At 42.6% G+C, this 12,922-nt stretch carries 14 protein-coding genes; all 14 read left to right on the forward strand.

Annotation, left to right across the window (positions count from 1 at the left end; all coding sequences use genetic code 11):
- Nucleotide 1: 1 nt before the first annotated feature.
- The 14 genes from QM968_RS00090 to QM968_RS00155 all read left to right on the forward strand — a co-directional run bounded on the left by QM968_RS00090 (nt 2) and on the right by QM968_RS00155 (nt 12,899).
- On the forward strand, nt 2-757 hold the full coding sequence (locus QM968_RS00090; RefSeq protein ID WP_414381215.1) for an acyl-ACP thioesterase domain-containing protein: 756 nt from the start codon (nt 2-4) through the stop codon (nt 755-757).
- Nucleotides 747-1,433, forward strand: coding sequence for a hypothetical protein (locus QM968_RS00095; RefSeq protein WP_414381218.1), 687 nt, complete (start codon nt 747-749; stop codon nt 1,431-1,433). The genes QM968_RS00090 and QM968_RS00095 overlap by 11 nt, the downstream gene beginning before the upstream one ends.
- Nucleotides 1,434-2,204 (forward strand): TIGR01457 family HAD-type hydrolase, encoded by a 771-nt coding sequence (locus tag QM968_RS00100; protein ID WP_195623170.1) that lies wholly within the window; start codon nt 1,434-1,436, stop codon nt 2,202-2,204.
- Complete coding sequence (locus QM968_RS00105) at nt 2,197-2,817, forward strand: TIGR01906 family membrane protein (RefSeq protein WP_414381221.1); 621 nt, start codon at nt 2,197-2,199, stop codon at nt 2,815-2,817. The genes QM968_RS00100 and QM968_RS00105 overlap by 8 nt, the downstream gene beginning before the upstream one ends.
- Complete coding sequence (locus QM968_RS00110) at nt 2,814-3,797, forward strand: lysostaphin resistance A-like protein (protein ID WP_414381223.1); 984 nt, start codon at nt 2,814-2,816, stop codon at nt 3,795-3,797. The genes QM968_RS00105 and QM968_RS00110 overlap by 4 nt, the downstream gene beginning before the upstream one ends.
- 205 nt (nt 3,798-4,002) lie before the next feature.
- Nucleotides 4,003-4,473, forward strand: coding sequence for a hypothetical protein (locus QM968_RS00115; RefSeq protein WP_254732425.1), 471 nt, complete (start codon nt 4,003-4,005; stop codon nt 4,471-4,473).
- A gap of 136 nt (nt 4,474-4,609) precedes the next feature.
- Nucleotides 4,610-6,442: an excinuclease ABC subunit UvrC gene (gene uvrC, locus QM968_RS00120; RefSeq protein ID WP_414325718.1), complete on the forward strand. Its 1,833-nt coding sequence runs from the start codon at nt 4,610-4,612 to the stop codon at nt 6,440-6,442.
- A gap of 549 nt (nt 6,443-6,991) precedes the next feature.
- Entirely contained in the window at nt 6,992-7,732 is a 741-nt protein-coding gene (locus QM968_RS00125) for a hypothetical protein (RefSeq protein WP_320909117.1), read from the forward strand.
- The gene (locus QM968_RS00130; protein ID WP_024054867.1) at nt 7,729-8,136 is read left to right on the forward strand and encodes a hypothetical protein; all 408 of its coding nucleotides are present in this window, start codon (nt 7,729-7,731) and stop codon (nt 8,134-8,136) included. The genes QM968_RS00125 and QM968_RS00130 overlap by 4 nt, the downstream gene beginning before the upstream one ends.
- A 172-nt stretch (nt 8,137-8,308) precedes the next feature.
- Nucleotides 8,309-9,106 (forward strand): Imm47 family immunity protein, encoded by a 798-nt coding sequence (imm47, locus tag QM968_RS00135; protein ID WP_414381225.1) that lies wholly within the window; start codon nt 8,309-8,311, stop codon nt 9,104-9,106.
- A 108-nt stretch (nt 9,107-9,214) separates the two neighbouring features.
- The gene (locus tag QM968_RS00140; protein WP_414325716.1) at nt 9,215-10,057 is read left to right on the forward strand and encodes a metallophosphoesterase family protein; all 843 of its coding nucleotides are present in this window, start codon (nt 9,215-9,217) and stop codon (nt 10,055-10,057) included.
- A gap of 149 nt (nt 10,058-10,206) precedes the next feature.
- The gene (locus QM968_RS00145) at nt 10,207-10,812 is read left to right on the forward strand and encodes a nitroreductase family protein (protein WP_414325715.1); all 606 of its coding nucleotides are present in this window, start codon (nt 10,207-10,209) and stop codon (nt 10,810-10,812) included.
- Nucleotides 10,813-10,847: 35 nt separating this feature from the next.
- Nucleotides 10,848-12,254: a dipeptidase PepV gene (gene pepV / locus QM968_RS00150; RefSeq protein WP_414381228.1), complete on the forward strand. Its 1,407-nt coding sequence runs from the start codon at nt 10,848-10,850 to the stop codon at nt 12,252-12,254.
- Between the two features lie 51 nt (nt 12,255-12,305).
- On the forward strand, nt 12,306-12,899 hold the full coding sequence (locus tag QM968_RS00155) for a uracil-DNA glycosylase family protein (RefSeq protein ID WP_414381231.1): 594 nt from the start codon (nt 12,306-12,308) through the stop codon (nt 12,897-12,899).
- The last annotated feature ends 23 nt before the right edge of the window (nt 12,900-12,922 follow it).

Consider the following 12,922-nt stretch of genomic DNA (forward strand, 5'->3'; position numbering starts at 1 on the left):
GATGGCAAAAACATTTGAATACAGCATGAAAATTCCGTTTGATATGAGCGATGTGAATGGTTATATTAAGATTCCCCAATTGATCTTGCTGTCTTTACAGGTATCGGGCATGCAATCGATTGAGCTGGGTATGAGTGATATGTACATTTTAGAGAACTACAACCTGGTCTGGATTATCACGGATTACAATATGAAGATCGAGCGTCTCCCTGTATTTGATGAAAAGATCACCATCGAAACCTATGCCAAGAGTCACAATCGACTCTTCTGCTACCGCGCCTTTAATATCAAGGATGAAGCAGGAAATACCATCATTGAGATGGTCGCGACCTTTGTCTTGATGGATCGTGATACGCGCAAGGTTCATCCTGTTATGAGCGAAATCACGGATGCCTTTGACTCTGAATTTTCAAAAACCATGATCCGTGGTCCCCGTTTCAAAGAATTAGAGGGGGGCGTCGAACAAGAATATCGGGTTCGCTTTTACGACTTGGATATGAACGGACATGTCAATAACAGTAAGTACTTGGACTGGGTTTTTGAGGTGACGGGAGCAGACTTCTTGACCCATCATGTCCCTAAAAAAGTTCATCTGAAATATGTCAAAGAAGTGCTGGCAGGAGGTGCCATCACCTCTCAATATGAACAAGAGGGCTTGAAAACTCAGCACCAAATTACTTCAGATGGTCAGATCAATGCCCAAGCTGAAATTGAGTGGGAAGAAGTAGAAGAAAAGGGTTGGATTTATGGAAAGTAGAAGATTAAAAAATAAAAAACAGGAACTTGAAAGCTATCAAAAACGGGTTGTGGCCTATGCCAAGCGTCAAAAGAACCCTTTGTACATGTTGGGAGATTGGCTCTTGACTCTTTGTGCTTTGGGCATCATCCTGGTGGAAGAAATTTACAAATTTTTCCGCTACCGTTTGAATTTAGAGAGTTTTAGCCGTTTCTTGAAAGAAGATGTACGTTGGTATCGGGTCTGGATCCATTTCACCCTGGCCTTTCTCTTACCTGTCGTGATCTTTTCGGTCGGCATTACCAGCCAATCAGGCTCTTTCTGGTCTAATTTCTATCATCGTTTGTCTCAAGGCGTGCTCTTTAGCACTACTGTCAGCCTCGCTGCGACCTTGGTGACTGATTTTGTAGAAAATTTGCAACCAGAAACCAAGTCAGACGGCCGGAACCGGAGCACCAAACGCACGGTTTATCAAATCAGTGTTGACCAAGCGACGGTCATTGGTCTCTTATTGACCATTGTGATTCTCATGGTGGCTTCCTTCTTGTTTACCCAATCAGGAAGTCAAGGGATCAATTTTACAGGGTTGATTTTACAATTTGTCCTCTATGCTGGAGCCTTGCTCTTGTATGGATCTGGTGGACGAGTCGATACAGAGAAGTTGCATAAAGAAGCTAACACAGAAAGGGAAGAATAAATGCACTACAAGGGCTATTTAATTGATTTGGATGGCACCATTTACAAAGGAAAATCACGAATTCCAGCAGGAGAAGCTTTTGTTCATGAATTACAGGCGCGTGAAATTCCCTATCTCTTTGTCACCAATAACACAACCCGCACACCAGAGACTGTTCGGGATATGCTGGCGACTCACTTCAATATTGAAACCCCAGTGTCGACCATCTATACAGCTACCCTTGCGACCATTGACTACATGAACGACCAAAACTTGGGCAAAAAGGTCTATGTGATTGGAGAAGCGGGGCTCAAAGATGCTATTGAAGAAGCTGGCTATATTATCGATGAAGAAGCACCTGATTATGTGGTGATTGGCCTCGATTGGCAAGTGGATTATGAGAAATTTGCTAAAGCAACCTTGGCGATTCAAAAGGGAGCGCACTTTATAGGGACCAACCCTGACCTTAATATCCCAACGGAGCGTGGCTTGCTGCCAGGTGCAGGATCCCTGATTGCCCTTGTTGAAGCAGCGACACGGGTCGAGCCTGTGATCATTGGCAAACCAAAGGCCATCATTATGGATAAGGCCATTGAACACTTGGGGCTTGCAAGAGAAGAAGTGGTCATGGTCGGGGACAATTATTTAACAGATATTCGTGCAGGTATTGACAATGGGATTCCAACCCTTTTGGTAACGACAGGTTTTACCAAACCAGAAGAAGTACCGACCTTACCAATTGCACCGACACATGTTGTTGCCAGTCTAGCGGAGTGGGATTTTGATGCTTAAAAGTTTGAAATCAATCAACCTATTTTTCTTTATCTTGTCAGCTACGATCCTTCTCACCATCGCTCTAGCTTGGGTCCTCTATCCCATGGAGATTCATTGGTTGGGGATTCAAAGCCGGACTGGTTTTTCGGCATCTGTCATCATGAAGAATTTTAATGTCTTGATGAACTACTTGACCAATCCTTTTCAATGGGTGTTGAAGATGCCTCAATTCCCCTCTTCAAAAAATGGCTTGCACCATTTCGAAGCCGTCAAGTACCTGTTTCATTTGGTGACGGTCGTTTTCTTGGTCACTCTACCTGGTTTTATCCAGTTTCTACGAACAGTTGTCAAAAAAGGCTATCTTGCCCTGTACCGTGGTCTATTTTTTTGGATGATGCTCCTACCGGTAATGGTTGCGGTGATGGCTATCATCATTGGCTTTGATCAATTCTTTACGCTCTTTCATCAGGTCTTATTTGCTGGGGACAATACCTGGTTGTTTGATCCGCGCGTGGATTCGATTATTCTAGCTCTACCAGAAGACTACTTTATGCATGCCTTTTTGATCTTCTTTGTTCTATATGAAGGAATATGTGCGAGTTTTTATCTATTATCTAGGAGAACCAAATGAATCAATACAACCGATTATTAGACCCCAAAAAGGATCTAGGAAAATTTTCTGGGACGCTTGCCATTTATCTCTTGGTGATGACCTTGGTGACCGTGCTGTGGGAAGTGCTCCTAGGCCTGATCCTTTCAGGTTCGCTCAGAAAAGATCCAAGTAAAATAGCGGAGAGAATGACTAGCCTGAATGTTTGGGCAGGAGTTCCCTATTTTATCTCCATTTTTATTGGTCTCTTTATCTTTAATGCCTATCGCAAAAAAGCCCTCTTTAAGTTTGATCTCAAGCATAAGGGACGCAAGATGACACCTTCTGTCTTCTTTATCCTTCTCGCCTTTTTAGGCTTCTCCCAAGTCTTCTCATCTGTCATGACGCAAGTGATTGAGCGCATGTTTGAGACCATTGGCCTTTATTCACCAAGTCCAGATATTGGCGATACCATTGAGCGGTCTTGGACCATGCTCTTGTATGCTGGTTTCTTGGGGCCGATCACAGAAGAGTTTTTCTTCCGTGGTGCTGGCTTGCGAGGCTTGGAGCGATTTGGAAAAATCTTTGCTATTGTCATGACGGCTATTTTATTCGGCCTCTTCCATGCCAATTTTGACCAGCTCTTTTTTGCAAGTATCATTGGTCTAGGATTTGGCTACATTGCTTTTGAATACAATATCTGGTGGGCGATTTTCTATCACATATTCAACAACTTTGTCATTTCCCAAGGCTTGCACTATGTGGCTTATCACGTGGATGAAGGATTAGCAAGTTGGCTCCAAATCGGCGTTTTAGCTATTGGATCCATTGTCATGCTTGTGGTTCTTGCGACCAAATGGCCAGCTATCAAGGCCTATATTGAGGATAATAAACCTCAACCGGGAGTTTTCCAGCGTGCCCTCGCTTCCTTCTGGTTCTGGTTCTTCGTGCTATTCACTATCCTGATGTCTATTGTTCCTTATGTGATTCCGATCTTCCAAATGGCAAATTTCAAAGGATAAGTATTATCAAAGGGGGATCCTTTTAGATCCCTCTTTTCTGCTATAATAGAGAGAGTAGAACACAAGGAGAGAAATTGTTTGATAGCTGGACTGGGCGTATAGTGCTCTTCGGCGATTTGTGACATGTAAGAAACTAATTAAAATCTCAGAGTAGTGGATTAGAAATTACAAATCTAAAAGATAAGGTAATTGAAAGGGGATAAATATGAAGATCTATGATGATGTGATCAATGCACTAAAAAATATAGACTTTTTGAAAGAGGAAAGAGCTATAAATTTACCAATCATTCAGTTAAAGACTCTCAAAGATGCGGAGAAGAGTATCAATAGTTTGAAGTGGGAGAATTTTGTATTAGAGAAAGATGGGGATTTTAGTGCTTATCTTTCTAAAAATCATAGTGATATGTATAAACACTGGAATTCACTGGCAATAAGTGCAAAAGAGGAAATTATTCCTCAAATTGAAGCACGATTAGATAACCTGATTGCAGATAGCAAACTGCTAGAATCCATGAAAGATCAGATAAAATTTGATATTGTTGGCTTGGCAATTTACTTAACCATCAAAAAAGAGATACCTCAAGCTAAGTCACAATTTTTCGATGAGTTGTATGCTTTATACCAAGCAGGCTACATTCCTTGCGGTTATGCCAAGGGGTGCTATAAGGTTTTATAAGAAGAATGAAGAATACAAGTTCAATTTGGATCGGTCATTTTTAAGATCTTATTTTGTTAAAAAAATCAATTAATTTAGTAGATTATAGAGAGGTTGGCTAAGTGCTAGACCTCCCTTTTTTGCTATAATAGAGAGTATGAATAACTTGATTAAATCCAAGCTCGAGCTCTTGCCGACGAGTCCGGGCTGTTACATTCACAAAGATAAGAACGGAACCATCATCTATGTAGGGAAGGCTAAGAATCTTCGCAATCGGGTGCGGTCCTATTTTAGAGGGAGCCACGATACTAAGACCGAAGCCCTGGTATCTGAGATTGTGGATTTTGAATTTATCGTCACTGAGTCTAATATTGAGGCCTTGCTTCTTGAGATCAACCTCATCAAGGAGAACAAGCCCAAGTACAATATCATGCTCAAGGACGACAAGTCCTATCCCTTCATCAAGATTACCAATGAGCGCTATCCGCGCCTCATCATCACGCGCCAGGTCAAAAAGGATGGCGGTCTCTATTTCGGTCCCTATCCGGATGTGGGAGCGGCCAATGAGATCAAGCGGCTTTTGGATCGGATTTTCCCTTTCCGCAAGTGTACCAATCCGCCTTCCAAGGTCTGCTTTTACTATCATCTAGGACAATGTATGGCCCACACAGTCTGCCACAAGGACGAGGCCTATTTCAAGGGCATGGCCCAGGAGGTTTCTGATTTCCTCAAGGGACAGGACGATAAGATTATCGATGAGCTCAAGCTCAAGATGAATACCGCTGCGCAAAACATGGAATTCGAGCGGGCGGCTGAGTACCGCGATCTGATCCAGGCCATCGGGACCCTGCGGACCAAACAGCGGGTCATGGCCAAGGATTTGCAGAACCGGGATGTCTTTGGCTACTACGTGGACAAAGGCTGGATGTGTGTGCAGGTCTTCTTTGTCCGTCAGGGTAAGCTGATCGAGCGCGACGTCAACCTTTTTCCTTACTACAATGATCCGGACGAGGATTTTTTGACCTATGTGGGGCAGTTTTACCAGGAGAAATCCCACCTGATCCCCAATGAAATCCTGATCCCTCAGGATATCGATGAGGAAGCGGTCAAGGCCCTAGTGGATACCAAGGTCCTCAAGCCCCAGCGTGGGGAGAAGAAGCAGTTGGTCAATCTGGCCATCAAGAATGCGCGTGTCAGTCTGGAGCAGAAGTTCAATCTCCTTGAAAAATCGATGGAAAAGACTCAAGGTGCCATTGAAAACCTTGGAAAACTCCTGCAAATCCCAACCCCTGTGCGCATTGAGTCCTTTGATAACTCCAACATTATGGGGACCAGTCCCGTATCTGCCATGGTGGTCTTTGTCAATGGGAAGCCAAGCAAAAAGGACTACCGTAAGTACAAGATCAAGACCGTCGTGGGGCCAGATGACTATGCCAGCATGCGGGAAGTCATTCGCAGACGCTACAGCCGGGTCATGCGGGATGGCCTGACGCCACCAGACCTGATCGTCATCGATGGGGGTCAGGGCCAGGTCAATATCGCTAAGCAAGTCATTCAAGACGAGTTGGGGCTGGATATTCCTATTGCAGGCCTACAAAAGAATGACAAGCACCAGACTCATGAATTGCTCTTTGGGGATCCTCTCCAAGTCATCGAACTCTCTCGAACCTCGCAGGAATTTTTCCTCCTCCAACGGATCCAGGATGAAGTACACCGCTTCGCCATCACCTTCCACCGCCAGCTTCGTTCCAAGAATTCCTTCTCTTCCCAGCTGGATGGCATCGAAGGTTTGGGACCAAAACGCAAGCAGTTGCTGATGAAACACTTCAAGTCACTGACCAAGATCAAAGAAGCTACTGTGGAAGAGATCGTCACAGTTGGCATCCCACGAGCAGTCGCGGAGGCGGTGCAAGCCAAGCTCCATCAAGGAAAGCAGGAAGAAGCAAGTCCATTGATGGAAGTGGCGGAGTCCGCAAAAGACTTGCAGTAAAGATAGGACACCAGAGGGTCAAGAGCTTGATTATTTATTGGAAATCGTAGAGTCATTGGGCTATGAAGTTCAATATGATAAGCGAGAACGATTTTTCCATATTAACTTGCAGCAAGTTGAGAATTTTCGTTTTGGTTTTTATTTTGTTTTTGAACATGGTAGATTGGAATTGATTTGGGTCATATATGAAGGAGATAAAGTCATCATGGGTAGTCCCTTTGAAATGGCTAATTTCTAGAGAGTATATTATTCTAGATCCAGTTATTTCTGATTATATTGATTTTCGGGATGTTATGAAAATTGCTTTTGAAATGTATGAGGATTTTAAACAAGCATTTATAAAGATTGCTAAAAATCAATAATTTAAAAATTTCAATTGGCCATCAGGCTCGTTCCATGCCAAAATGTGGTAACTAAGGTGTTATCGCATTTTTTATTTTTGTGAGTTTTTGTTATACTTGATTTAAACTTCTAACACTTTTTTACCAGTCAGCTACTGGTCACCTCGGGAATAAATACAAATCCTATAGAGCAAGTCAAGCAGCTAATGTGAACATCCACAGTGGGGAAGCGACTAGCTTTAAGGCTAGTATTAAAGATCGTGTCAAAACAACTTGGACGGAAGTTAAGACCAAGGTGGGTGATGTCAAGGTTCAAGCTGGAGAAGCTTTTGATAACTTCAAGAACCGTGTTTCAAATGTGAAGAACAAAACTGTTGCAGCAGGAGCAGAAGCGCTTCCAATAAAGTTCGGAACTTCAATGATTCGGAACTTCAATGATGCGATGGAAACAGGTCGACAAAATGTTCAAAACATGATGGATTCCATTGGAAATCAACGTCAACCTGCCTTTGCTCTTGCAGGGGATGGAAATGTTAATCTACCAAAGTCTAACGTCTCAACGAAGATAGATGATTTCGCCGATCGCATCCAACAAATCTCAGTCGATCACAAACAGAAGATTGCAGCATTCGAAGGTAGAGGTGGGGGAAGATCGATTCCTACACCAGTTAATAATATGCAAGAATTTTTTGAGACGGATTTTGGTGAACAGTTAAAAAGTTCGGTGAGAAAGACAAAGAAGCGATATGATGGACAAACTATTTATGAAGTAGTAGATAAGAGTATTCCTGGGCTTAAAAAAGGTGATCAGATATATTTAGATGGTATGCATAAAGACCATTTGGAAGTATTTAAGTCGAATGGAGAATTTAAAAAAGTAATAAATATTGACGGTACAATAAACAAAATGAAGACCAAATTAGGAGCAGGGCGGAGACTAAATAAATGATTGAAGTAAGCAAACTAATAAGACAATATATCGATTTTTTTGAACAATTAAATATTAAACAGCATATAGATAATTCTGAATATCTTATTGATTTAAAAACTTGTGAGAATGAAATAGAAGACTACTTGGAGCAATTAAAAAATGGAATTACCTTGTTAGACAAAAAGAAAGATAAGATTTCTTCATCAAAAGATCAAGATTATACAACTGGTTTTGTAGATGTCTTTTTGGCTCTAGACGGATTAGCAGATAGCTTTTCAGAGTTTAAGCAAATGTCCATAAAATTAAATAAGCAATTTATGTATCATAGCGGTGAAATCACTCATGAAGAATACCTAGATAATGGTTACTTGAATGTAGAGGTTGTAGAGGATGAAGAAGCCGATGATGAAGGGAATATCTAGTTCATTCTAGAACCTTATTATAATATAGTCTAAACCATTCATATTCATGTGGATGGTTTTCACGTTTTGTACTCGTTTTTGTTATACTAGTTTTATTGTATGCTGATTTAGGCGGGGCGAGATGTGATCACACGTCTTAAAATACAATAGGAACGAATGGATTTTAGGTTTGATGGAAAATAACTTACTACTGACAGGAGTAGATTTTGGTGGGGTTAGTCCTTTGTCTCTTAAAGAGTTGAAAACTAGTCTAGAGTCTATTTCTGATGAAAAAGAATGTATTTTACTGATTGCAGAGATATTAAAAAAGGGGGATTTTTCAGTTAAACCATTGTTGATTGAACTGATGAATCAAACGAAAGATGAATCTGTCTTAAATTTGTGTATTCGATTGTTTTGCTCGGTATGCACCAATGAAGATTTAAGGGATGTTTCAAATCTTAGATGTTTATCCGATGCGTCGGAATTTGCTATTTTTACATTTATCACGGGTGCTGTGGACACGATGTCCTATGAAGTAGTTCCTTATTTGCTTGCACTTTGGGACGAGTGGGAAGCTAGCAACACTGACATTGAATATGCGATCAAAGATGCATTGGATAATTATTTTTATGATCAGAAATTATCGATGGAGGAAGCGACCAAAGAAGAGGTTGAAGAATTATGGATGTTAGTAGGTGATCAGAAAGAGCTAGATAGCTATTACTATAAGGGGTATCCGGTCTTTCTAGGAATGTTTGCTAAGGAAATTATGACCTCATTGTATGTAGGTATCCAAGCAGAGGGTAAATTTCATAAATACCTTCAGTCTGCTCTTCTTTCTACATATACTGGTAAAAGGGTTCCAGTAAAAGTCAACGAAATAATTTCAAGAAGAGATATTGATTCTATGATTGACTACATTGAATATGTTTCCAAACGAGACTGGGTCGAAGGAAGAAAATATTTTTATGGTTTTGAAATCAAATGATGACCGGTCGTTTAAAATGTGATATCCAAGTGTGATCACATTTTTTATTTTTGCTCGTTTTTGTTATACTTAAGGCACACAGATTTTTCAATCCAAAAAGGAGTAGTTATGAACCATCGAATCGCCATTTTATCTGATATACACGGAGATACGACAGCCCTGGAGGCAGTGATTGCGGATGCGCGTGCTCAAGGCGCGACGGAATACTGGCTTTTAGGGGACATTTTGCTACCGGGACCTGGACGAGAGGACCTTTTTGACTTGCTGGATGCAATTCCGATTACAACAGCTGTTCGTGGAAATTGGGACGATTGTGTCCTAGAGGCTTTGGATGGAGAGTACGGGCTTGAGGATCCGCAGGAGATCCAGATGCTTCGTCTCACTCAGTATATCATGGAGGGACTGGATCCTAAGCGGATCGATTGGCTTCGATCCCTTCCTTTGGTAGATAAGAAGGAGGTCAATGGTATTCGCTTTTCACTGACCCACAATTTGCCAGAAAAGAATTACGGTGGAGACTTGCGTCCAGCAAATAGAACGGAGAACTTTGACCAACTGCTGGATGACCAGACGGATATGGCCATCTACGGTCATGTCCACAAGCAGTTGCTTCGCTATGGCAGTCAGGGCCAGCAGATTCTTAATCCAGGAACCATTGGCATGCCTTATTTTGACTGGATGCCCCTACAAAACCATAGGGCCCAGTATGCGCTGATCGATGTCGAAGAAGATGGGGTGACCAACCTGCAATTTCGGAAGGTAGCCTATGACTATGAAGCAGAGCTCCAAGATGCCAAGGACAAGGGCCTTCCCTTTATTGAAATGTACGAAGAATTGAGACGAGAGGATAACTATCGGGGTCATAATAGTGAGTTGCTAGCTAGCTTAAATGAGAAATACAACTATGCAAAGGAAGTAGCTGCCTATTTTGACCTTTCCAATGAATCCTAGGTGGATCTCTTGTGTATTTAACCTATCCAAAAAGAGGTGGATCTTCAAAATGTCCGCTTCTTTTTTCACAATCTTGGGCTGTAAAACCCTGCAAGCTCTTTCATTTTGTGTTAAAATAGAGGTAATAGAATTAGAAAAGGAAGTTGACTATGAAATTCCTAGAACTCAACAAAAAACGTCATGCGATCAAGCATTTTACAGACCAGCCGGTCGATCCAAAGGATGTACGGACAGCTATCGAAATTGCGACCTTGGCACCAAGTGCGCACAATAGCCAACCATGGAAATTCGTGGTCGTTCGTCAGAAAAATGCGGATTTGGCAAAAGTAGCCTATGGTGGGAACTATGACCAAGTCATGGAAGCACCGGTAACTATCGCTCTCTTTACGGATACCGATTTACAACGTCGGGCTCGCAAGATTGCACGTGTCGGTGGGGTTAAGAACTTCTCAGATGAGCAGTTGCAATACTTTATGCAAAACCTTCCTGCTGAATTTGCGCGTTACAATGAGCAACAAATCAGTGATTATCTGGCTTTGAATGCTGGATTGGTGGCCATGAACTTGGTATTGGCCTTGACTGACCAAGGGATCGGCTCTAACATCATCCTTGGCTTTGACAAATCAAAAGTCAATGAAGTCTTGGAAATCGAAGAGCGTTTCCGTCCAGAACTCTTGATTACTGTCGGCTATGCTGCTGAGAAGGTAGAACCTAGCTACCGCTTGCCAGTAGACGAAATCATTGAAAAACGCTAATCCATCTAGCGAAAAAGAAGAACGAGGAGGAATGCATGACAACAGTTGATTTTAAAGCAGAAGTAGAAAAACGTCGCGATGAGATGATGGCTGACCTATACAGCCTCTTGGAAATCAATTCAGAACGGGATGACAACAAGGCAGATGCAGAGCATCCATTTGGACCTGGTCCTGTAAAAGCTCTTGAAAAATTCTTAGAAATTGCCAAGCGTGATGGCTATGAAACTAAGAACGTTGACAATTATGCTGGCCACTTTACCTTTGGTGAAGGAGAAGAAGAGCTTGGGATCTTTGCCCATATGGACGTGGTCCCTGCAGGTAGTGGCTGGAAGACAGATCCATACAAACCTGAGATTATCGATGGCAAGCTCTATGCGCGTGGCTCATCAGATGATAAAGGACCTACAGTAGCTTGTTACTACGGTTTGAAGATTATTAAAGACCTAGGACTTCCTGTTTCTAAGCGCGTGCGTTTTGTAGTCGGAACAGATGAAGAATCAGGCTGGGGGGACATGGATTACTATTTCAAACATGTCGGTCTTCCAGAACCAGATTTTGGGTTCTCACCAGATGCGGAATTTCCAATCATCAATGGAGAAAAAGGAAATATCACGGAGTACCTCCATTTTGGAAATGACAATACAGGGAGCGCCCATCTTCATAGCTTTACGGGTGGCCTTCGTGAAAACATGGTACCTGAGTCAGCGACTGCAGTCGTTTCTGGGCAATTACCAGATCTTGCAGGCCTCCTAGATGCCTTTGCTAAGCAACACCAGCTTCAGTATGAAATCTCAACAGTTGATGAAGAAACCTATACCATCACTATTGTAGGGAAATCTGCTCATGGCTCAACTCCGGAAGATGGGATTAACGGTGCGACCTATTTGGCTCTCTTGTTGAACCAATTCGATTTTGGTGGCGCTGCAAAAGGGTATCTTCATGTCGCAGCTTCACTTCTTCACGAAGATTTTGCCGGTGAAAAATTAGGTATTGCCTATACAGATGCCAAAATGGGTCCATTGAGTATGAACGCAGGTGTCTTCCATTTTGATGACAGCCAAGCAGATAATACCATTGCCCTCAATATCCGTTACCCTCAAGGAACAGATCCTGAAACCATCAAATCCATTCTCGAAAAAATTGACGGTGTAGCAATTGTGAGCTTGTCAGCCCATGGTCACACCCCTCACTATGTTCCGATGGATGATGAGTTGGTATCCACCCTCTTGCGTGTTTATGAAAAACAAACTGGCCTCAAAGGACACGAACAAGTTATCGGTGGTGGGACCTTTGGTCGCCTTTTGAAACGTGGGGTTGCCTTCGGTGCCATGTTCCCAGACTATGTCAATACCATGCACCAAGCCAATGAATTCGCAGATGTTGAAGATCTCTATCGTGCAGCGGCAATTTATGCCGAAGCCATCTATGAATTAATTAAATAATCCATACTCGGCCAGTTTTTCTGGCTGAGTTTTTTCTTAGAAGGAGTGCCCATGTCAAAGATTGAAACCATTAAGCAAGCCATTATGATGGATCCTCAAAATAAAGCTTATACGGATAGAGGGATTGAGCCACTCTTTGCGGCGCCAAAAACAGCTCGCATCAATATTATCGGACAGGCTCCTGGTCTCAAGACTCAGGAAGCGGGACTCTATTGGAAGGATAAGAGTGGTGACCGCCTGCGCGAATGGTTAGGAGTTGACGAAGAGACCTTTTATCATTCGGGTCTATTTGCGGTCATTCCTATGGACTTTTATTTCCCAGGGCATGGAAAATCTGGTGACCTGCCACCTCGCAAGGGTTTTGCAGAAAAGTGGCATCCTCAACTCCTCAAGGAGTGTCCGGATATTGAGTTGACCCTCTTGATCGGCCAGTACGCTCAAGCTTACTATCTCCATGAGAAGGTCAGTGGAAAGGTGACAGAGCGGGTGCGTCGGTACAAGGACTATCTGCCCGACTATTTTCCACTGGTACACCCTTCACCTCGCAATCAGATCTGGATGGCCAAGAATCCTTGGTTTGAGGCAGAAGTGGTGCCGGTTCTCCGGTCTCGAGTCCAGCAGATTATAGCCGAACATACAAAATAATAGTTAGTGATAATTGTAAAAGG

This window comes from Streptococcus sp. OMI870, from assembly GCF_047460295.1.
Lineage (GTDB): Bacteria > Bacillota > Bacilli > Lactobacillales > Streptococcaceae > Streptococcus.